Below are 21,868 nucleotides of genomic sequence, written 5' to 3' on the forward strand. Positions count from 1 at the left end.
ATCGCAAAAGAACACGGCTCCGTGAAAGGAGCCGCGTCGTGAACATCAACGAGAACTGCGCACGCGCCGCAATTCGTCGAACACCAGCAGCACCGCGCCGACGGTGATCGCGCTGTCGGCGAGATTGAACGCGGGCCAGTGCCACGCGTTCACGTGAAAGTCCAGGAAGTCGATGACGTGCCCGTACGCGAGCCGGTCGATGACATTGCCGATCGCGCCGCCCATGATGAGCGAAAGCGCCGTGCAGAACATGCGCTGCCCGGAATGACGCCTGAGCAGATAGCAGATCACGATCGCCGCGACGACGCCCAGCGCCGTGAACGCCCAGCGCTGCCAGCCGCCGGCCATCGCGAGGAAGCTGAACGCCGCGCCGCGGTTATAGACGAGCAGCAGGTTGAAGAAGGGCGTGAGCGCATGCGGATCGCCATAGGCGAACACGCGCTGCACGGCGATCTTCGTCAACTGGTCGAACAGAATCACGATCAGCGCGACGCCGAGCCACGGCGCGAGCGAACCGCTGCTCGCACTTTTAACGGAAGTTTGCTTTGCCATCGTCCGAGCCATTTATGCCGCGCCTCGCGTTTCGCCTGCGCCGAAGAGATTGGAGAAGCAGCGGCCGCACAGACCCGGATGCTCCGCGTGCGAGCCGACATCCGCGCAGTAGTGCCAGCATCGCTCGCACTTCATGTAGCTCGATGCGATGACATCGACGCCTTCGTCCGCTTCGCTCGCCACTTTCTCCACTTGCGCCGACGACGTGATCAGCACGAAGCGCAGCGCATCGCCGAGGCTGGCGAGCGCGTCATACCGTGCGCCGCTCGCGCGCACCACGACTTCCGCCTGCAACGACGAGCCGATCTGATTCGCCGTGCGTGCTTCTTCGAGCGCCTTGGTCACGTCGCCGCGCGCGTGGCGGATGAGCGTCCACTTGTCGAGCAGATCGCCGCCGTTCGCGATGTCCGGATAGCTCGCGAAGACTTCGGTGAAGATCGTCTCCTGGCCGGGCTTGAGCACCTTGTACGCTTCTTCCGCCGTGAACGACAGATACGGCGCGACGAGACGCAGCAGACCGTGCGCGATATGGAACAGCGCGGTCTGCGCGCTGCGGCGCTCGCGCGAACCGGTCTTGGTCGTATAGAGACGATCCTTCAGCACGTCGAGATAGAACCCGCCGAGATCTTCCGAGCAGAAGGTCGCGATCTTCGCGACGACCGGATGGAACTCGTACTTCTCGTAGTGCGCGAGGGCGTCGTCCTGCAGATTGCGCGTGAGCGCGATCGCGTAACGATCGATTTCGAGCCAGTCCTGAACCGGCAGCGCGTCTCTGTCGAAATCGAAGTCGGAGAGATTTGCGAGCAGGAAGCGCAGCGTGTTGCGAATGCGGCGATACGTTTCCGTCACGCGCTTGAGAATTTCCTCGGAGATCGCGAGCTCGCCCGAATAATCCGTCGATGCGATCCACAAGCGGATGATTTCCGCGCCGAGGCGGTTCGCCACTTCGTGCGGATCAATGCCGTTGCCGAGCGACTTCGACATCTTGCGGCCTTCGCCGTCGACGGTGAAGCCGTGCGTGAGCAGCGCGTCGTAGGGCGGGCGGCCATCGAGCATCGACGCCGTGAGCAGCGACGAATGGAACCAGCCGCGATGCTGGTCCGAGCCTTCCAGATAGAGGTCGGCCGGGAATTGCAGCGAATCCTTGTGCGAGCCGCGCAGCACGTGCCAGTGCGTCGTGCCGGAGTCGAACCACACGTCGAGCGTGTCGCGGTTCTTTTCGTACAGGTTGGCGTCGTCGCCAATCAGCTCGCGCGGATCGAGCGATTGCCACGTTTCGATACCGCCTTCCTCCACGCGCTTCGCCACTTCTTCCAGCAATTCCAGCGTGCGCGGATGCAGCTCGCCGGTTTCCTTGTGCACGAAGAACGCCATCGGCACGCCCCATTGACGCTGACGCGAGAGCGTCCAGTCCGGGCGATTCGCGATCATGCTGTAAAGACGCTGCTTGCCCCACGAAGGATAGAACGCCGTGTTCTCGACGCCTTCCAGCGCGGTTTCGCGCAGCGTTTTGCCGCCGTCCTTCGGCTTCACGTCCATGCCGGCGAACCATTGCGAGGTCGCGCGGTAGATGATCGGCGTCTTGTGGCGCCAGCAGTGCATGTAGCTGTGCGTGTACTTCTCGCTCTTCAGCAGCGAGCCCGCGCCTTCGAGCGCTTCGACGATCTGCGGATTCGCCTTCCAGATCGACAGCCCGCCGAAGAGCGGCAGCGATTCGATATAGCGGCCATCGCCCATCACCGGATTGATGATGTCCGAGTCCGGCATGCCGTGCGCCTTGCACGACACGAAGTCTTCCACGCCATACGCCGGCGACGAATGCACGATGCCCGTGCCGCTTTCGGTCGTCACGTAGTCGCCGAGATAGACCGGCGCGGTGCGCTTGTAGCCCGGATGCGCCGCCGCGAGCGGATGATGGAACCGCACGTTCGCGAGCTTCTCGCCGGTCGTCGTCGCGATGACATCGCCGCTCAGGCCGTAGTTTTGCAGGCAAGCTTCGACCCGCTCTTGCGCGAGGATCAGCAGGCCGCGCGGCGTATCGACGAGCGCGTAGACGATCTCCGGATGCACGTTCAGCGCCTGGTTGGCGGGAATGGTCCACGGTGTCGTCGTCCAGATGACGATGCCGCCTTCCGCGCGCGGCAGCGCCGGCAGGCCGAACGCCTGCGCGGTCTTCTCCGGTTCGGCGAACGCGAACATCACGTCGATGGTCGGATCGGTCTTGTCCTTGTACTCGACTTCCGCTTCGGCGAGCGCCGAGCCGCAGTCGAAACACCAGTTCACCGGCTTCAGGCCGCGGAACACGAAGCCCTTTTCCATGATCTTGCCGAGCGCGCGGATTTCGCCCGCTTCGTTGGCGAAGTTCATCGTCTTGTACGGGTTGTCCCAGTCGCCGAGCACGCCCAGACGCCGGAAACCGACCTTCTGTTTCTCGATCTGCTCGCCCGCATAGGCGCGCGCCTTCTGCATCACCTCGATGGCGGGCAGCGTCTTGCCGAACTGCTTTTCGATCTGGATTTCGATCGGCATGCCGTGGCAGTCCCAGCCTGGCACGTAGACGGCGTCGAAGCCCGCGAGATTGCGCGCCTTGACGATCATGTCCTTCAGGATCTTGTTGACCGCGTGGCCCAGGTGGATGTCGCCGTTCGCGTACGGCGGGCCGTCGTGCAGGATGAACTTCTTGCGGCCTTTGCTCGCCGCGCGGATCTTCTCGTAGATCCGGTTGTCCTGCCATTCCTTGACCCACGCGGGCTCGCGCTTGGGCAGGTCGCCGCGCATCGGGAAGGGCGTGTCGAGCAGGTTGACGGGATACTTCGAGGAGGCTTTCTCTTTCTTGTCGCTCATGGGTGACTCAGTGAATTCGGTGAGACGGCGCCTGTCTTCGGCGCGCGATGATTCGGGAAGCGGGGCAGCGGGCGGCGCGTGCGGGTCTGGACCCGGGCGCCGCGCGCTCACCTAATTCGATCGGTCGCCGAAATGGCGAAGCCCGTGGCGCGGCTGCCCGCATTGCTCGCGGGCGGCAGGCCGAAATAGGCGCGCGCGTTGTCGACATCCTTCGCGATGGCCGCGCCGAGCGTTTCGAGGTCGACGTACTTTTCCTCGTCGCGCAGCTTCTTCAGGAATTCGATGCGCACGAGCTTGCCGTAGGCGTCGCCGTGCCAGTCGAGCACGAAGACTTCGAGCAGCACGCGGCCGGAATCGTCGACGGTCGGACGCAGGCCGAGGCTTGCGACGGCGGGCAAAGGTTCATCGGAGAGGCCGTGCACGCGCACGACGAAAATGCCCGCGAGCGCGGGCCGCCTGTGCGCGATCGGCAGATTCAGCGTTGGAAAGCCGAGATCGCGGCCGAGCTTCGCGCCGTGCACGACATGGCCGCTGATGATGTACGGACGCCCGAGCGCGACCTGGGCCGCGTCGAGATCGCCCGCGACCAGCGACGCACGCACCGACGACGACGAAATGCGCGTGCCGTTCGGATGCGCGACCGTGGCCATCTGTTCGACTTCGAAGCCGTATTTCTCGCCGGCGGCCTTGAGCGACTCGAAATTGCCCGCGCGTTTCGCGCCGTAGCAGAAGTCGTCGCCGACCATGACCCAGCGCGCGTGCAAGCCGTCGACGATGACGTTCTTCACGAACGTATCCGGCGACTGGCCCGCGAATGTCTTGTTGAAATGCTCGACCACCACGCGATCCACGCCGTTGGTGCGCAGCGCTTCGAGCTTGTCGCGCAGCATGGCGATGCGCGGCGGGGCGCCTGCCGGATTGAAGAACTCGCGGGGATGCGGCTCGAAGGTCATCACGCAGACCGGCAGGCCGCGCGCGTCGGCGGCGGCCCGGACGTGCGCGAGCAGCGCCTGGTGACCGCGATGGACACCGTCGAAATTGCCGATGGTCAGTGCGCAGGGCGCCCGGCTTTCGGCATTGGGGAGGCCGCGAAAGACTCTCACGATAGGCGATGGTCGGTGGGAGGGGCTGATGCCGCAAAGCGTTAGATTATAAACGCTCGCACGGATGGACGGGCGCGGGCGCCCCGGCTCGATGCCTGACCAATCCCGTTTGGCACGATTTTCGCACCCTTCGAATGATAAAATCCGCGGATGAAAAAAATCGTCATCCTGATCTCCGGACGCGGGAGCAACATGGAGGCCGTCGTGCGTGCATGCGCGCGCGATGGCTGGCCGGCCCGCATCTGCGCGATCATTTCCAACCGGCCCGATGCCGCCGGGCTAGGCTTCGCGGCCGCGAACGGCATCGAAAGCAAAGTGGTCGATCATCGTCAGTTCGACGGGCGTGAATCGTTCGATGCCGCGCTCGCGGGCGAAATCGACCGCTTCGAGCCCGATCTCGTCGTGCTGGCGGGCTTCATGCGCGTGCTGACCGACGCCTTCGTCACGAAATACGCCGGGCGCATGCTCAATATTCATCCGTCGCTCCTGCCGTGTTTTCCGGGCTTGCGCACGCATCAGCAGGCGCTCGACGCCGGCGTGCGCGTGCACGGCGCGAGCGTGCATTTCGTGACGCCGGCGCTCGATCACGGGCCGATCGTCGCGCAGGGCGCGGTGCCGGTCATCGCCGGCGACGATGCCGCCGCGCTCGCCGCGCGCGTGCTCAAGGTCGAGCACGAAATTTATCCGCGCGCGGTGCGCTGGTTTATCGAGGGGCGTTTAACTGTCGAGGGCGAACGTGTCGCCCTTACGCCGTCTGAGCCGCAATGGCTCTTTGCCGACGTTGCCGGGGAGGGCGCATGAGGCTGCATGGATTTCTGATCGGACAAACCGAAACATTGTTGGCGGACGTGCTCCGCTTTTCCGGCCCCGCCGATGCCGCGACGAGCCGCTTCTTCCGCGCGCATCCGAAGCTTGGGCACGCCGAGCGCGGCGTGATCGCCGAGGCGGTGTTCGCCGTGCTGCGCCGGAAGATGGAGTTTTCCCATCTCGCGGAGAGCGGCAGCGGCAACCAGGCTCGTCGTCTCGCGCTGCTCGGGCTGATGATGACGGCCGGCCTGACCGCGCTGAAGCCGTTCGTTTCCGCCGACGAGCATCAATGGCTCGCGCAAGTCTCGAAGATCGATCCGGCGACGCTGCCGGTGCGCGTGCGCACGAATCTGCCGCAGTGGATCTACGACGCGCTCGGCAAGCGCTTCTCGCCCGAGGAACTCGCGCAGCTCGCCGCCGCGCTGAACTATCCCGCGCCGCTCGACCTGCGCACGAACCCGATCAAGGCCGACCGCAAGGTCGTGCTGAAGGCGCTGGCCGAAGCCGGCATCGACGCGGAAGAAATGCCGTTCGCGCCGTTCGGCGTGCGCGTGGAAGGCAAGCCCGCGCTGACGCGTCTCGCGCCGTTCCAGGAAGGCTGGATCGAAGTGCAGGACGAGGGCAGCCAGTTGCTCTGCTCGCTGATGGCGCCGCGCCGCGGAGAGATGATCGTCGACTTTTGCGCGGGCGCGGGCGGCAAGACGCTCGCCCTCGGCGCGATGATGCGCTCGACCGGCCGCCTCTACGCGTTCGACGTGTCCGATCGCCGGCTGGCGAAGCTCAAGCCGCGTCTCGCGCGCAGCGGGCTGTCGAACGTGAATCCGGTGCTCATCGACAGCGAGCACGACGCGAAGATCAAGCGCCTGGCAGGCAAGATCGACCGCGTGCTCGTCGATGCGCCGTGTTCCGGCCTCGGGACCCTGCGCCGCAATCCGGATCTGAAGTGGCGTCAGTCGCCCGCGAGCGTCGCGGAACTCACGCCCAAGCAGCTTTCGATTCTCACGAGCGCCGCGCGCCTCGTGAAGACCGGCGGCCGCCTCGTCTACGCGACCTGCTCGATGCTCGACGCGGAAAACGAAGACGTCGTGCAGCAGTTTCTGGAAACGCATCCGAACTTTCGCGTCGTGCCCGCGCGCGACGTGCTGGCGGAGCAGCGCATCGATCTGGATACGGGCGAATATCTGTCGCTGTGGCCGCACAAGCACGGCACGGACGGCTTTTTCGCGGCCGTGCTGGAGCGCGTGCCCGAGCCCGGAAAGACGCCCGAGGCGGTTGAAGAAACCGCGTAAGCGATGCAGAGCCACTTCCTGAACGAACTCTCCGCGCGGCTTTTCCGCGATTTCGGCGAGCCGGAAGTGATCTGGCAGGTGGCCGTTCTGCTCGGCCTCTTCGCGGTGGCGTGGTGGTGCGCGCGTCTGCTTCGCAAGAAGCTTGATGCGCGCCGCCAGTCGCGTTTCGAAGCCGTGCGCTTCGGCGCGGAAAGTCTCAACAAGGCGCTGTTTCCGTTGCTCGGCACGGTTTTCGTGTCGATCGCGCTGGTCGTGCTCGCGCCGTTCATCCATACGTCGCTGCTGCGGCTCGCGCTCGTGCCGCTGTGCGGGATCACCGTCATCTACACGATGCTCTACGTCGCGCGGCGCGTGTTCAGCCGCGGCCAGGCGGAGCACGAGGCGAACGCGCTGCTCTATCTGTTCGAGAAGCTCGTGACGGTGGTCGTCTGGGCCGCGATGGTGTTCACCGTCATGGGCATCCAGGACGACGTCGTCGACTGGATGGCGAGCGTGCGCTTCAACTTCGCGAACGCGCACATGACGCTGCTCTCGCTCGCCTCGGGCGTGCTGTGGGTGTGCGTGACGCTGATCGTCGCGATGTGGGCGGGCGCGCTGCTCGACGACCGCTTGATGCGCGCCCGCTCGCTCGACGCGAATCTCAAGGTGGTGCTCGCGCGGATCGGCCGGGCGCTGATGATCCTCGCCGCGATTCTCGTGAGTCTGTCGATCGTCGGCATCGACATTACGGTGCTCGGCGTGTTCGGCGGCGCGCTCGGCGTCGGGCTGGGCTTCGGCTTGCAGAAGATCGCGAGCAATTACGTCTCGGGTTTCATCATTCTGCTGGATCGCTCCTTGCGGCTCGGTGACATGATCAATGTCAGCGGAAATCAGGGCACGGTCACGCAGATTCGCACGCGCTATACGGTCGTGCGCGGGCTCGACGGCATCGAAACGCTGATCCCGAACGAAAAGCTCATCACCGATGTCGTGCAGAACCACTCGTCGTTCCTCACGCGCGGCAACGCGAAGATCGCGGTGCAGGTGAGCTACCGGTGCGACGTCGAACGGGCGATGCAGTTGCTTGTCGAGGCGACGCAGGGCGTCGAGCGTGTGTTGCAAGACCCGGCGCCTGCCGCGCTGCTTGCGAGTTTCGGCGCGGACGGTATCAATCTGGAGTTGAGCTTCTGGATCGAGGAGGCCGCGAAGGGCACGGGCGGCGTAAAGTCGCACGTCAACCGCGCGGTTTGGCGGTTATTCTGCGAGCATGGTATTGAAATCCCGTACGCCCAGCGCGAGATAAGAATTATCGACGGCGTGCCCGGTCCGGACGGCGAATCGGCAATAAGTGCCGGACCACGCGCCGGTGGCGCGGCGCCCGTTGCCTGATTACTGCGCGGCTGCTTCAATCTTTCGATTTGACGGGTGAATCAACATCAATTCCGGGCGTGAGATTTTCCTCGTTTTGGTACGATTCAAAAAATTTCACCTTTAGGACAAAGGCTTGGAACGCATGCAGTAGAATGCGATCGAACTTGCGCACGTTCCTTTCATGTGCACAACACGTCGTTCGAAGTCAGTTCGACCGGCCATTTTTCCCGAATTTCACAGCTACACAGGTAAACTGCCTTGCTGAATTCTTCCCTTGAATTTCTCGCCAACGGATTGCTGGACTTTTCCTGGTGGCAGATTCTGCTGTTCACGCTTGCGATGACGCACGTCACGATCGCCGGCGTCACGATCTATCTTCATCGTTGCCAGGCGCACCGCGCACTGGATCTGCACCCGATCGCGAGTCACTTTTTCCGCTTCTGGCTGTGGATGACCACGGGCATGCTGACCGGCCAGTGGGCGGCGATCCATCGCAAGCACCACGCGAAATGCGAAACCGAGGAAGATCCGCACAGCCCGCAGACGCGCGGCATCTGGAAGGTGCTGCTCGAGGGCGCGGAACTCTATCGCTCGGAAGCAAAAAACGAAGAAACCATGCGCAAGTTCAGTCACGGCACGCCGAATGACTGGATGGAACGCAATGTCTACACGCGTTATCCGATTCTCGGCATCAGCGTCATGATGGTCATCGACGTTGCGCTGTTCGGCATCGTCGGTCTGTCGGTGTGGGCCGTGCAGATGATCTGGATTCCGTTCTGGGCGGCGGGCGTGGTCAACGGTCTCGCGCACTGGTGGGGCTACCGCAACTTCAATTCGGCGGATGCATCCACGAACATCTTCCCGCTCGGCATCCTCATCGGCGGTGAAGAACTGCATAACAACCACCACACGTTCGCGACGTCCGCGAAGCTGTCGAGCAAGTGGTACGAGTTCGACATCGGCTGGCTGTATATCCGCATGATGTCGATGGTCGGTCTCGCGAAAGTGAAGAAGGTCGCGCCGACGCCCAAGCTCGCGGCGAGCAAGGCTGTCGTGGATCAGGACACGCTTCAGGCCGTGCTCGCGAACCGCTACGAAGTGATGGCGCGTTACGGCAAGGCGCTCAAGCACGCCTACGCGCAGGAACTGGCGAAGCTGAAGGAAGCCGGCGCGCGAGAGAAGTATCAGCTGATGCGCGGTGCGCGCACGTGGTTCCACAAGGAAGAAGACGGCCTGAACGAGCCGCAGCTCAAGCAACTGCCGGAGCTGACCTCGGACAACCAGAAACTGCGCACGTTCATCGAGCTGCGCAAGGATCTGTCGGCCATGTGGGACCGCTCGAACGCGTCGCGCGAGCAACTCGTCACGCAATTGCAGGACTGGTGCCATCGCGCGGAAGAGAGCGGCATCAAGGCGTTGCAGGACTTCGCGTTGCGTCTGCGCCGCTACGCCTGACGCGCGATATCCGTTAAAATTTAAGGACGTCACAAGACCCCGCTCTGGCGGGGTCTTTGTTTTTGTGCAGCCGATTCTCGCATCACGTTGTTGGTACGGAGCAGGGGACAGGGACATGGAAGCGATCAGGAGCGTCGAGTACGACCGGCCGCAAGGCCTGACGTGTGGAGTGGGCGAAGCGTGGGCGCGGGTGCCGGACGCGCCGTCGGCGGAGCGGAAGCGCGAGCTGAAGGAGCGCATTCGCGCGCTGCTGAAGCGGGAAGAAGCGGTGCTCGTCGCGCATTATTATGTCGACGCTGAACTCCAGGAACTTGCCGATGAAACCGGCGGCTGCGTCGCCGATTCGCTCGAAATGGCGCGCTTCGGCCGCGACCATGCCGCGAAGACGCTGGTCGTCGCGGGCGTGCGCTTCATGGGCGAGACGGCCAAGATTCTGAGCCCGGACAAGCGTGTGCTGATGCCCGATCTCGACGCGACCTGCTCGCTCGATCTCGGCTGCCCCGCCGACGAATTCTCCGCATTCTGCGATGCGCATCCGGACCGCACCGTCGTCGTGTACGCGAACACGAGCGCGGCTGTGAAAGCGCGTGCGGACTGGATGGTCACATCGTCGATCGGGCTGGAGATCGTCGCCGATCTGCACGCGCGCGGCGAAAAAATCCTGTGGGCGCCGGATCGGCACCTCGGCAGCTACATCCAGAAGAAGACCGGCGCGGACATGCTGCTATGGCAGGGTTCGTGTCTCGTCCACGACGAGTTCAAAGGCATCGAACTCGATCTGCTGCGCAACGAATATCCCGACGCGAAGATTCTCGTGCATCCGGAATCGCCGGAAGGCGTCGTCGCGCTCGCGGATGTCGTCGGCTCGACCACGCAGCTCATCGACGCCGCCGTGAAGCTCGACGCGAAGCGCTTCATCGTCGCGACGGACCTCGGCATTCTGCACAAGATGCGGCTCGCCGCGCCGGGCAAGACGTTCATCGAAGCGCCGACCGCCGGCAACAGCGCGACCTGCAAGAGCTGCGCGCACTGTCCGTGGATGGCGATGAACGGTCTCGCCAATCTCGCCGACGTGCTCGAGCGCGGTCACAACGAGATTCATGTCGATCCGGCCATCGGATTGCGTGCGCGGTTGCCGATCGACCGCATGCTCGACTTCGCCGCGCGTCACAAGAAGCGCGTGCAGGCAAGCGGCGATCTGGCCAAGGACACGACGCTGTTTTCGAACGTGGGAGCCGCGTAATGACGTATCCGTCGATCTTCGAGGAAGTCCGCGAACAATACGGCGATGCGCTGGACGAGGCGCTCGCGCGCAATGTCGTCGATGCGCTCGATGAAGACGTCGGCGCGGGCGACGTCACCGGCCGTCTCGTGCCCGCCGACACTCGCCGCACCGCACGCATCATCGTGCGCGAGGAGGCGGTGCTGTGCGGCGTGCCGTGGTTCGATGAAGTCATGCGCCGCGTCGATCCGACGATCGAAGTCGAATGGCAGTATCGCGAAGGCGATCGCATGGCGGCGAATTCACCGGTCGTGCTGCTGCACGGCCCCGCGCGCTCGCTGCTGACGGCGGAGCGCAACGGCCTCAATTTCCTGCAACTGCTGTCGGGCGTGGCGAGCGCGACGCGCCGCTATGTCGATGCGATCGAAGGCACGCGCGCGCGCATCCTCGATACGCGCAAGACGCTGCCGGGCTTGCGGCTCGCGCAGAAGTACGCGGTGCGCGTGGGCGGCGGCGCGAACCAGCGTCTCGCGCTCTACGACGGCATTCTGATCAAGGAAAACCATATCGCGGCGGCGGGCGGCGTCGGCGCGGCGATGGATGCGGCGCTCGCGTTGCAGGCCGGCGTGCCGATCCAGATCGAAGTGGAAACGCTGGAGCAGCTCGAAACGGCGCTCGCGCACCGGGCCGAATCGATCCTGCTCGACAACTTCACGCCCGAGATGATGCGCGATGCGGTGCGCATCACGGCCGGGCGCGCGTTGCTCGAAGTATCGGGCGGCGTGAATTTCGACACGGTGCGCGCAATCGCGGCGACCGGCGTCGATCGCATCTCCATCGGCGCGCTCACGAAGGACGTGCGCGCGACCGATTTCTCGATGCGTCTGCTTTAAAGGCTCGTGCGGCGCGCGGCCGGCGGCATCAGCACCGTCGGCAGCGCCTTCGGCAAGGTCGCGGGCCAGTCGCGGCTGTAATGCAGGCCGCGGCTCTCGCGCCGCGAGCACGCGCTCTCGACGATCAGCGACGCCACATCGACCAGGTTGCGCAGTTCCAGCAGATCGCGGCTCACCTTGAAATTCGCGTAGTACTCGTGGATCTCGTCGCGCAGCAGCGCGATGCGATGCTGCGCGCGCGCAAGACGCTTGTCCGTGCGCACGATGCCGACGTAATTCCACATCAGACGCCGCAGTTCGTCCCAGTTATGGGCGACGACGACTTCCTCGTCCGGATCGGACACGCGGCTTTCGTCCCAGTCGGGCAGCTCGGCATGACAGCCGTTCGAAAACCCGTCCGCTTCGATCGCGTGCGCCGCCGCGCGGCCGATCACGAGACATTCGAGCAGTGAATTGCTCGCGAGCCGGTTCGCGCCGTGCAGTCCCGTGTACGACGTTTCGCCGACCGCGTACAGGCCCGGACGATCCGTGCGTCCCGCGAGATCCGTGACGACGCCGCCGCAGGTGTAATGCGCGGCGGGCACCACGGGAATCGGCTGCTTCGCGATATCGATGCCGAATTCGCGGCAGCGCGCGAGGATCGTCGGAAAGTGCTCTTCGAGAAACGCGCGCGGCTGATGGCTGATGTCGAGATACACGCAGTCGATGCCGCGCTTCTTGATTTCGAAGTCGATCGCGCGCGCGACGATGTCACGCGGCGCGAGCTCGGCGCGCTCGTCGTGCGCGGGCATGAAGCGCGTGCCGTCGGGCAGGCGCAGCACGCCGCCTTCGCCGCGCACCGCCTCGGAAATGAGGAAGGACTTCGCGTAGGGATGGAAGAGGCACGTCGGATGGAACTGGATGAACTCCATGTTCGCGACGCGGCAACCGGCGCGCCACGCCATCGCGATGCCGTCGCCGGTCGCGGTGTCGGGATTCGTCGTGTAGAGATAGACCTTGCCGGCGCCGCCCGTCGCGAGCACGGTGTGCGGCGCCTGGATCGTCACGGTGCGGCCCGAGTTCACATCCAGCGCATAGAGACCGTGGCAGCGATGACCCGGCAGCCCGAGCCGATCGGACGTGATCAGATCGATCGCGTAATGATCTTCGAGTACGGTGATGTTCGGATGATTGCGCACGCGCTCGCTCAGCGTCGTGACGACCGCGTGGCCGGTCGCATCGGCAGCGTGGATGATGCGCCGATGGCTATGGCCGCCTTCGCGCGTCAGATGGAAGCCGAGTTCGGCCGAGACATCGCGCGTGAAAGGTACGCCTTCGTCGATGAGCCATTCGATCGCAGCGCGCCCGTTCTCGACGATGAAGCGCGTCGCAGCTTCGTCGCACAGGCCGCCGCCCGCGACGAGCGTATCGTCGACGTGATTGTCGACGCTGTCTGCCGAATCCAGCACCGCCGCGATGCCGCCTTGCGCCCAGTCGCTTGCGCCGACGCTCGCCGCGCGCTTGGCGAGGATCGCGACGCGCCGCGTTTCAGCCAGATTCAGCGCGACGCTCAGACCCGCGAGCCCGCTCCCTACGATCGCTACATCGAAATTCATGCTGCCGGTTCTCCGTCCGTGTTCTTCGTCGATAGCCGGCAAGCATAACGCGCATGAACATTCCGTGACAGCTAAAATCCCCGCACGGTCGTGTGCAAAGCGTGTGAATAGCGGCGTCGGAAAAACAAAAAGCCCCGCGAGTGCGGGGCTTTTTGTGTCTTCGTGCAGGCTACTCAATATCAAGTGGCTTACTTGATCTTGGTTTCCTTGTAGTCAACGTGCTTGCGGACGACGGGATCAAATTTCTTGATCAGCATCTTTTCCGGCATGTTGCGCTTGTTCTTGGTCGTCGTGTAGAAGTGACCCGTGCCTGCGGTCGATTCCAGCTTGATCTTGTCGCGTGCGCCCTTGGCCATGTGCGTGCTCCTTAGATTTCACCGCGTGCGCGCAGGTCTGCGAGCACGGCGTCAATACCGTTCTTGTCGATCAGGCGCAGGCCGGCGTTCGAAACGCGCAGACGCACCCAGCGATTTTCACTTTCAACAAAGAAACGGCGATTCTGCAGGTTCGGCAGGAAGCGACGCTTGGTCCTATTGTTTGCGTGGGAAACATTGTTGCCCGACATCGGGCCTTTCCCAGTTACTTGGCATACGCGTGCCATGGTGACACTCCTAATACACGTTGAGTCTGAGTCGAACGCTCGATTGAAAGCACTCGCTTTCAGTGTCGATGCCTCTTATCGCCCAATTTGCCGATCGGGGGCTTGGCAGCACGGTTATGCCAATGAGGACCGCATTCGTTCAGAACAGGCGGGTTGAGAAAAGCAAACGTGGATTGTAACAGGAAAAACTCTGCAATATCAAACCTTTTTGGCACGCCTCGCCATCACAACCAGCCGTGCCGCGCAAACGAAAACACGTCGTTCGCCGCCACGACGATGTGATCGAGCAGCCGCACGTCGATGAGCGTCAGCGCGTCCTGCAGCGTCTTGGTGAGCCGGCGGTCGTTCGCGCTCGGCTCCACGCCGCCCGACGGATGATTATGCGCGACGATGAGCCCCGCCGCATTCAGCGAGAGCGCGCGCCGCACGATCTCGCGCGGATAGACGGCGACGCGCGTGAGCGAGCCGCGCGCGGATTCCTCGACATGCATCAACTGATGACGCGCATCCAGATACAGACAGATGAACGCCTCGTAAGGCCGCGTGCCGATCAGAAGCCGCAGATAGTCTTCCACCGCGCCCGGCGCGTTCAGCAACTCGCGATCGCGCGCTTTTTCCGCGAGCGCGCGCCGGCACAGCTCCGACACGGCGATGAGCGTCGCCGCCCGCGCCGGCCCGATGCCGCGCAGTTCGCGCAATTCCGACTCCGGCGCGTCCAGCACGCCGCGCAGCGACCCGAAGCGCAGCAGCAACTGACGCGCAATGTCGACGGCGGTCACGCCCGCGACGCCGGTGCGCAGGAACAAAGCGAACAGTTCCGCGTCCGATAGCGAAGTCGGACCCGCATCCAGCAGACGTTCGCGGGGACGGTCGGCGCGCGCCCATTTGCGGATCGGCAAGAGGGGCGCGATCGCGGGAGGATTATCGTCGGACGGCACGGTCGGCGCGACGAGCCGCAAATCGGCGCTCACTGCGATCCTCCGGGACGTCTTGTCGCGCGCGCAAGCGCACACGGGCGTGAGCCGCGTGACGCGTCCTGACACAACTCTGTCTTACAATAGCGGTTTTGGCGTCCGGTTCGTGCCGGCGCCGCGCGGTTCGCTGCCATTCGCCACAGAGCCGCCCCATGCCGGGCCAGCGCCCGGCCTTCAAACGAACGGCCACATCCAATACTCATGAGCATCATCGATATCTCCGAGGTGAAACCCGGTTCGCACGTCACGCTTCATTACCGGCTCGCGCTTGCCGATGGTGCCGACATCGTCAACACGTTCACCGAGAAGCCCGCGACGCTCCTGCTCGGCGCAGGCCAGCTCGCGGAACCGTTGGAAGATATTTTGCTGGGCCTGAAGGTCGGCCACCACTCGACCTTTCAGCTAACGCCGGATCAGGCGTTCGGGCCGCGCAACCCGGAACTGGTCCAGTGGGTGTCGCTCGCGACGCTGCGCGAAAACAGCATGATCGGCGAGGATTTTTCTCCCGGCGACCTCGTCGAATTCAATGCGCCGAACGGCGGACGCTACGCGGGCGTGCTGAAGGAAGTCGGTGAAACCGCGGCGCTGTTCGACTTCAACCACCCGCTCGCGGGCCAGGCGCTTGTCTTCGAAGTGAAAATCATCGGAATTCTGTAACCATGATTGAAAGCCTCAACGAAGTTCAGACCGACGTCGAAATCCTGCTCGCGCAACCGCGCGGGTTTTGTGCGGGCGTCGATCGCGCGATCGAAATCGTCGAGCGTGCGATCAAACTGTTCGGCGCGCCCATCTACGTGCGCCACGAGATCGTCCATAACGCCTATGTCGTTGCCGATCTGCGCAAGAAGGGCGCGATTTTCATCGAAGAGCTGTCCGATGTGCCCGAAGGCGCCACGCTGATCTTCAGCGCGCACGGCGTCTCGAAGGCGGTGCGCAGCGAAGCCGAAGCGCGCGGCCTGCGCGTGTTCGACGCGACTTGCCCGCTCGTGACCAAGGTGCATATCGAAGTCGCGAAGATGCGCCAGGACGGCTTCGACATCGTGATGATCGGACACAAGGGTCATCCGGAAGTCGAAGGCACGATGGGCCAGTCGGGCGAGGGCATGCATCTCGTCGAGGATATCGACGACGTGCTGAAGCTCGATCTGCCCGATCCGCAGCGCATCGCGTACGTCACGCAGACCACGCTTTCGGTCGACGACGCCTCCGCGATCATCGACGCGCTGAAGCGCAAATATCCCGAAATCAAGGAGCCGAAGAAGCAGGACATCTGCTACGCGACGCAAAACCGCCAGGATGCGGTCAAGTTTCTCGCGCCGCAGTGCGATGTCGTGATCGTCGTCGGCAGCCCGAACAGCTCGAATTCGAGCCGTCTGCGCGAGGTCGCGGAGAAGCGGGGCATCCCGTCCTATATGGTGGATTCGCCGACGCAGATCGATCCGCGCTGGGTCGAAGGCAAGAAGCGCATCGGCGTGACGGCGGGCGCATCGGCGCCGGAAGTGCTCGCGCAGGCGGTGATCGCGCGTCTGCGCGAACTCGGCGTGCGCAATGTGCGTTCGCTCGAAGGCATCGAGGAAACGATCTCGTTTCCGCTGCCGCGGGGGTTGTCGCTGCCGCAATAAGTAGGCGGCATCTTCGAAAAAAGCGCCTGCGGGCGCTTTTTTTTCGCCTGGCGAAACGGCGCGCGGCAACGAAAAGGAACCCTGCCGGGAAATATGAAACCAAGCGCCAGGCACCGTTCTGGGGCGCACATCGAGACGGGCATTTTCTACTAAAAGACTTCAGGGTTTCCCCGTAAATCCGGTACGCAAACGTAACCGTCGAATGCCGGCCGATTGAACCTGTTTTCGTTATGGTGCAACTACTGCACAAAAGTGAATCGCAACCCGGTTGCGCTTTTGCGGGAAAATCGTCCGAAAAACGTGGTTGCAATGCTGGAAAACCCCGCCACGCAAGAATATTGCTCGTCTCATATTTAGCGTTACAATGCGCGCGTCTTGAGGCCAGAAGGGTTCACGACGACTGTTTTTAGAGGCGCAGGAGACCTATTTGATGCGATTCAAGTTTGCTCACGCCGTGTCCATCGCGGCTGCGGTTGCAATGGCAACTGCATGCGGCAAGAAGGACGAAAGCGGGGCGAGCACGCCAGCATCGGCAGCGAGCGCGACCGCCGTGCCGGCTGCGTCCGCGCCGGCCCCGGCGCCGGCGAGCGAAGCCACTGTCGTGAAGATCGGTCACGTCGCGCCCCTGACGGGCTTGCAGGCGCATCTCGGCAAGGACAACGAAAACGGCGCGCGTCTCGCTCTGGAAGAGATCAGCGCGCAGGGTTTGACGATCGACGGCCATTCCATCCGGCTCGTGCTGGACGGCCAGGACGACGCAGCCGATCCGCGCGTGGGCACGGAAGCGGCGCAGAAGCTCGTCGATGACCACGTGGTCGCGGTGATCGGTCACATGAACTCGGGCGTGTCGATTCCGGCGTCGAAGATCTACAGCGATGCGGGTATCGCGCAGATTTCGCCGTCGACGACAAACCCCGAGTACACGAAGCAAGGCTACAAGACGACGTTCCGCGTCGTGGCGACCGATGCGCTGCAAGGCCCGGTGCTCGCCGGCTACGCGATGAAGACGCTGCATGCGAAGAAAGTCGTCGTGGTGGACGACGCGAGCGCCTACGGGCGCGGCCTCGCCGACGAATTCGTCAAGTCCGTGCAGGCCGGCGGCGTGAAGGTCGCCGCACGCGAAGCGACCACCGAGAAGGCGCGCAATTTCAAGGCGATTCTTACGAAAATCAAGCGCATCCAGCCGGACGTCGTGATGTACGGCGGCATGGACGTGACGGGCGGCCCGTTCGCGAAGGAAGCGGCGGCGCTCGGCATCAAGGCGAAGATCCTCGCGGGCGACGGCGTCTGCACCGACAAGGTGGCCGAGCTCGCGGGCGACGCGGTGCAGAACATCGTTTGTTCGGAAGCGGGACTCGCGCTTTCGAAGATGGACAAGGGAGCGGACTTCGAGAAGAAGTACGAAGCGCGCTTCCACACGCCGGTGCAGATTTACGCGCCGTTCACGTATGACGCGATGTACGTGATCGTCGATGCAATGAAGCGTGCCAACTCCATCGAAGCGCCCAAGGTGCTCGCTGCGATCGCCACGACCGACTACAACGGTCTGACGGGGCATATCGCATTCGACGACAAGGGCGATCTGAAGGCGGGGACCATCACGCTGTACGACTTCAAGGACAAGAAGAAGGAAGTACTCGACGTCGTGAAGCAGTAGGCAGTCTGGCGGCGCCAGCTATCCGGCGGCGCTGTTTTCGTATCCGTCCGTGAACCGCTTGCAGCCTCATCCGGCCGCGGGCGGACGATCGGCGCTCAACCCTTACCGGTTTTTCAAAAGTACGCGCAGTGCCGCTTCAGATTTCGCTTCACACCGGTTTATCGGCCGGTGATAAAGGCGTTATCGAATCGCACGGGGCTAAGGAGCTTTAAATGGATATTTTCATCCAGCAGATCCTCAACGGTCTGGTGCTTGGCAGCGTCTACGCCATCATCGCACTGGGCTATACGATGGTGTACGGCATTCTCGGCATCATCAACTTCGCGCACGGGGACGTGCTGATGGTCGGTGCGATGGTTGCGCTTTCCGCCATCGGCGTCATGCAGAACCATGTGCCCGGCTTGCCCGGACCGATCATGCTGACGATCGCACTCGTCATCGCGGCGTGTGTCTGCGCCGTCGTCGGTTACACGATCGAACGCGTCGCATACCGGCCGCTGCGCAAGGCGCCGCGTCTCGCGCCGCTGATCACCGCGATCGGCGTGTCCATTCTGTTGCAGACCATCGCGATGATGATCTGGGGCCGCAATCCGCTGGCCTTCCCGCAGCTTCTCCCGACCGATCCGATCAACGTGATCGCCGCCGACGAAACCCGTCCCGGCGCGGTGATCTCGATGACCGAAATCGTGATCATCGTGGTCGCGTTCCTCGTGATGGGCGGCCTGCTGCTCCTCGTGCACAAGACCAAGCTCGGCCGCGCGATGCGCGCGATCGCGGAGAACCCCGGCGTTGCGTCGCTGATGGGTGTGAACCCGAACTTCGTGATTTCCGCGACCTTCATGATCGGCTCGGCGCTGGCGGCGCTCGCGGGCGTGATGATCGCCTCCGAATACGGCAACGCGCACTTCTACATGGGCTTCATTCCAGGCCTGAAGGCGTTCACGGCGGCGGTGCTGGGCGGCATCGGCAACCTCGGCGGCGCGATGGTCGGCGGCGTGCTGCTCGGTCTCATCGAACAGTTGGGCGCCGGTTATATCGGCAACCTGACGGGCGGCGTCTTCGGTTCCAACTACCAGGACGTGTTCGCCTTCGTCGTGCTGATCATCGTGCTCGTGTTCCGTCCGTCGGGTCTGCTCGGCGAACGTGTCGCGGACCGCGCTTAAAGACTGTGAGGAGCTCATAAAAATGACTTCGATTCAACCGATTGAGCCGTCCACGACGCTCATCCCCGAGAAGAACATGACGAAGACGCTGGTCGTCGGCGTCATCACCGCGATCTTCGTGATCGCCGCACCGATGGTCATCGGCGCCGCGGGCGGCAACTACTGGGTCCGCGTGCTCGACTTCGCGATGCTGTACGTGATGCTCGCGCTCGGTCTCAACGTGGTGGTCGGCTTCGCCGGCCTGCTGGACCTGGGCTATATCGCGTTCTACGCGGTCGGCGCTTACGTCGCGGCTTTGTTGTCCTCGCCGCAGCTGACGTCGCAGTTCGAATGGATCGCGCATCTCGCGCCGGGCGGACTGCACGTGCCGTTCCTCATCATCGTGCCGATCGCGATGGCGCTCGCGGCGACCTTCGGCGTGCTGCTCGGCGCACCGACGCTGCGTCTGCGCGGCGACTATCTCGCGATCGTGACGTTGGGCTTCGGGGAAATCGTCCGGATTTTCATGAACAACCTCGATCGTCCGATCAACATCACGAACGGTCCGAAGGGCATCACGGGCATCGATCCGGTCCACATCGGCGGCTTCAGCCTCGCTCAGACGCACGAGCTGTTCGGGATCAAGTTCCCGTCGGTCTACATGTATTACTACCTGTTCGTGCTGTGCGCGCTGTTCGTGATCTGGGTGTGTACGCGTCTGCAGCATTCGCGTATCGGCCGCGCATGGGCCGCGATCCGCGAAGACGAAATCGCCGCGAAGGCGATGGGCATCAACACCCGTAACGTGAAGCTGCTCGCGTTCGCGATGGGCGCATCGTTCGGCGGACTGTCGGGCGCGATGTTCGGCGCGTTCCAGGGCTTCGTGTCGCCGGAATCGTTCACGTTCTGGGAGTCGATCGTCGTGCTGGCGTGCGTGGTGCTGGGCGGCATGGGCCATATTCCGGGCGTGATTCTGGGCGCGGTGCTGCTCGCCGTGTTCCCCGAATTCCTGCGCACGACGATGGGTCCGCTGCAAAACGCCATCTTCGGTCACCAGATCGTCGATACCGAAGTCATCCGTCAGTTGCTGTACGGTCTGGCGATGGTGCTGATCATGCTGTATCGCTCGGAAGGTCTCTGGCCGGCCGCGAAACACGAAGACAAGATCGCGAAGATCGCGAAGCGCAACGGCAAGAAGCCGGTGCGTGCTTAAAGCGGGGGAATCGAACATGAGCCAAAAGCAAACGCGATTGTCGGTCAAGGGTGTCAACAAGCGCTTCGGCGGCTTGCAGGCGTTGTCGGATGTGGGCCTGCAAATCGAGGAAGGCACGATCTACGGTCTGATCGGCCCGAACGGCGCCGGCAAGACGACGTTCTTCAACGTGATCACGGGCCTCTACACGCCGGATTCGGGCGAGTTCAAGCTCGACGGCGTGGACTACAAGCCCGAGGCCGTCTATCAGGTGGCGAAGGCGGGCATCGCGCGCACGTTCCAGAACATTCGTCTGTTCGGCGGCATGACCGCGCTCGAAAACGTGATGGTCGGGCGCCACGTGCGCACGAAGCACGGTCTGATCGGCGCGGTGTTCCAGACGCCGGCGGAGCGCCGCGAAGAACGCGAGATCAAGGAACGCGCGCTGGAACTGCTGGAATATGTCGGCGTGCTGCAGTACGCGGATTACACGTCGCGCAATCTGTCGTACGGTCACCAGCGGCGTCTCGAGATCGCGCGCGCGCTGGCGACCGATCCGAAGCTGCTCGCGCTCGACGAACCGGCCGCCGGCATGAACGCGACGGAGAAGGTCGAACTGACGCGTCTGCTCGACAAGATCCGCTCGGACGGCAAGACGATTCTTCTGATCGAACACGACGTGAAACTCGTGATGGGATTGTGCAACCGCATGACGGTGCTCGATTACGGCAAGGTGATCGCCGAAGGTCTGCCGCAGGACGTGCAGAAGGACCCGAAGGTGATCGAGGCATATCTGGGTGCGGGGGTGCACTAAATGGCGACCACAAGCGCAATGTTGAAGGTCAAGGGTCTGCAGGTGAACTACGGCGGCATCCAGGCGGTGAAGGGTGTCGATCTGGAAGTCGGGCAGGGCGAACTGGTTACGCTGATCGGCGCAAACGGCGCGGGCAAGACCACGACGATGAAGGCCATCACCGGCCTCAAGCCTTACTCGGGCGGCGACATCGAGTACATGGGCCAGTCGATCAAGGGCGTGCCGACGCACGAGCTCCTGAAGCGCGGTCTCGCGATGGTGCCGGAAGGCCGGGGCATTTTCGCGCGCATGTCGATTCTCGAGAACATGCAGATGGGCGCGTATCTGCGCAACGACAACGACGGCATCCAGAAGGACACCGAGCGCATGTTCGGCTTCTTCCCGCGCCTGAAGGAGCGCGCGTCGCAGTATGCGGGCACGCTGTCGGGCGGCGAGCAGCAGATGCTCGCGATGGCGCGCGCGCTGCTCTCGCGTCCGAAGCTCCTGTTGCTCGACGAACCGTCGATGGGTCTCTCGCCGATCATGGTCGAGAAGATCTTCGAAGTGGTCCGCGAGATTTCAAAGGAAGGGTTGACGGTGCTGCTGGTCGAGCAGAACGCGCGCCTCGCGTTGCAGGCGGCGAATCGCGGCTACGTGATGGATTCGGGCATGGTGACGATGTCCGGCGACGCGAAGGTCATGCTCGATGACCCGAAGGTGAGAGCGGCGTATCTGGGCGAGTGAGTTTTGTTGCTTGTCGAAAAAAGCCGGCTCTGG

The 21,868-nt window shown here is 63.4% G+C and carries 20 protein-coding genes; 13 read left to right on the top strand and 7 right to left on the bottom strand.

Annotated elements, in window-relative coordinates:
- Positions 1-45 precede the first annotated feature (45 nt).
- The 3 genes from lspA to AWB76_RS00180 all read right to left on the bottom strand — a co-directional run bounded on the left by lspA (position 46) and on the right by AWB76_RS00180 (position 4,499).
- A complete protein-coding gene (gene lspA, locus AWB76_RS00170) occupies positions 46-564 on the bottom strand; it encodes a signal peptidase II (protein ID WP_061158129.1) in 519 nt (172 codons plus the stop codon).
- The gene (gene ileS, locus AWB76_RS00175; protein ID WP_061158130.1) at positions 565-3,396 is read right to left on the bottom strand and encodes an isoleucine--tRNA ligase; all 2,832 of its coding nucleotides are present in this window, start codon (positions 3,394-3,396) and stop codon (positions 565-567) included.
- 107 nt (positions 3,397-3,503) lie between these two features.
- Entirely contained in the window at positions 3,504-4,499 is a 996-nt protein-coding gene (locus tag AWB76_RS00180; protein WP_061158131.1) for a bifunctional riboflavin kinase/FAD synthetase, read from the bottom strand.
- Positions 4,500-4,649: 150 nt separating this feature from the next.
- Here AWB76_RS00180 and purN point away from each other — a divergent pair, with 150 nt between their 5' ends.
- The 6 genes from purN to nadC all read left to right on the top strand — a co-directional run bounded on the left by purN (position 4,650) and on the right by nadC (position 11,515).
- A complete protein-coding gene (gene purN / locus AWB76_RS00185) occupies positions 4,650-5,300 on the top strand; it encodes a phosphoribosylglycinamide formyltransferase (protein WP_061158132.1) in 651 nt (216 codons plus the stop codon).
- A complete protein-coding gene (locus AWB76_RS00190) occupies positions 5,297-6,595 on the top strand; it encodes an RsmB/NOP family class I SAM-dependent RNA methyltransferase (RefSeq protein ID WP_061158133.1) in 1,299 nt (432 codons plus the stop codon). The genes purN and AWB76_RS00190 overlap by 4 nt, the downstream gene beginning before the upstream one ends.
- A gap of 3 nt (positions 6,596-6,598) precedes the next feature.
- Positions 6,599-7,963, top strand: coding sequence for a mechanosensitive ion channel family protein (locus AWB76_RS00195; RefSeq protein ID WP_061158134.1), 1,365 nt, complete (start codon positions 6,599-6,601; stop codon positions 7,961-7,963).
- A 240-nt stretch (positions 7,964-8,203) separates the two neighbouring features.
- Positions 8,204-9,400: a DesA family fatty acid desaturase gene (locus tag AWB76_RS00200; RefSeq protein WP_061158135.1), complete on the top strand. Its 1,197-nt coding sequence runs from the start codon at positions 8,204-8,206 to the stop codon at positions 9,398-9,400.
- A 115-nt stretch (positions 9,401-9,515) separates the two neighbouring features.
- Positions 9,516-10,643 (top strand): quinolinate synthase NadA, encoded by a 1,128-nt coding sequence (nadA, locus tag AWB76_RS00205; protein WP_061158136.1) that lies wholly within the window; start codon positions 9,516-9,518, stop codon positions 10,641-10,643.
- A complete protein-coding gene (gene nadC, locus AWB76_RS00210; protein ID WP_061158137.1) occupies positions 10,643-11,515 on the top strand; it encodes a carboxylating nicotinate-nucleotide diphosphorylase in 873 nt (290 codons plus the stop codon). Before nadA ends, nadC begins: the two co-directional genes overlap by 1 nt.
- Here nadC and nadB read toward each other — a convergent pair.
- The 4 genes from nadB to radC form a co-directional block, all read right to left on the bottom strand.
- Entirely contained in the window at positions 11,512-13,110 is a 1,599-nt protein-coding gene (nadB, locus tag AWB76_RS00215; protein WP_061158138.1) for an L-aspartate oxidase, read from the bottom strand. The genes nadC and nadB overlap by 4 nt on opposite strands.
- A gap of 188 nt (positions 13,111-13,298) precedes the next feature.
- Positions 13,299-13,466, bottom strand: coding sequence for a 50S ribosomal protein L33 (gene rpmG / locus AWB76_RS00220; protein ID WP_006050116.1), 168 nt, complete (start codon positions 13,464-13,466; stop codon positions 13,299-13,301).
- Between the two features lie 11 nt (positions 13,467-13,477).
- Positions 13,478-13,711, bottom strand: coding sequence for a 50S ribosomal protein L28 (gene rpmB, locus AWB76_RS00225; RefSeq protein ID WP_035968094.1), 234 nt, complete (start codon positions 13,709-13,711; stop codon positions 13,478-13,480).
- Between the two features lie 224 nt (positions 13,712-13,935).
- Positions 13,936-14,622 (bottom strand): RadC family protein, encoded by a 687-nt coding sequence (radC, locus tag AWB76_RS00230; protein WP_244173200.1) that lies wholly within the window; start codon positions 14,620-14,622, stop codon positions 13,936-13,938.
- A gap of 264 nt (positions 14,623-14,886) precedes the next feature.
- Here radC and AWB76_RS00235 point away from each other — a divergent pair, with 264 nt between their 5' ends.
- The 7 genes from AWB76_RS00235 to AWB76_RS00265 all read left to right on the top strand — a co-directional run bounded on the left by AWB76_RS00235 (position 14,887) and on the right by AWB76_RS00265 (position 21,835).
- Positions 14,887-15,342, top strand: coding sequence for an FKBP-type peptidyl-prolyl cis-trans isomerase (locus AWB76_RS00235; protein ID WP_061158139.1), 456 nt, complete (start codon positions 14,887-14,889; stop codon positions 15,340-15,342).
- Positions 15,343-15,344: 2 nt separating this feature from the next.
- Entirely contained in the window at positions 15,345-16,307 is a 963-nt protein-coding gene (gene ispH, locus AWB76_RS00240) for a 4-hydroxy-3-methylbut-2-enyl diphosphate reductase (RefSeq protein WP_061158140.1), read from the top strand.
- Positions 16,308-16,737: 430 nt separating this feature from the next.
- Complete coding sequence (locus AWB76_RS00245; protein ID WP_061158141.1) at positions 16,738-17,964, top strand: branched-chain amino acid ABC transporter substrate-binding protein; 1,227 nt, start codon at positions 16,738-16,740, stop codon at positions 17,962-17,964.
- A 212-nt stretch (positions 17,965-18,176) separates the two neighbouring features.
- Positions 18,177-19,127, top strand: a complete 951-nt coding sequence (locus AWB76_RS00250) for a branched-chain amino acid ABC transporter permease (RefSeq protein WP_061158142.1) — start codon at positions 18,177-18,179, stop codon at positions 19,125-19,127.
- 22 nt (positions 19,128-19,149) lie between these two features.
- Positions 19,150-20,319 (top strand): ABC transporter permease subunit, encoded by a 1,170-nt coding sequence (locus AWB76_RS00255; RefSeq protein ID WP_061158143.1) that lies wholly within the window; start codon positions 19,150-19,152, stop codon positions 20,317-20,319.
- A 16-nt stretch (positions 20,320-20,335) separates the two neighbouring features.
- A complete protein-coding gene (locus AWB76_RS00260) occupies positions 20,336-21,112 on the top strand; it encodes an ABC transporter ATP-binding protein (RefSeq protein ID WP_061158144.1) in 777 nt (258 codons plus the stop codon).
- Between the two features lie 18 nt (positions 21,113-21,130).
- Positions 21,131-21,835, top strand: coding sequence for an ABC transporter ATP-binding protein (locus AWB76_RS00265; RefSeq protein ID WP_096031245.1), 705 nt, complete (start codon positions 21,131-21,133; stop codon positions 21,833-21,835).
- The last annotated feature ends 33 nt before the right edge of the window (positions 21,836-21,868 follow it).

It is taken from the genome of Caballeronia temeraria, assembly GCF_001544795.2.
Lineage (GTDB): Bacteria > Pseudomonadota > Gammaproteobacteria > Burkholderiales > Burkholderiaceae > Caballeronia > Caballeronia temeraria.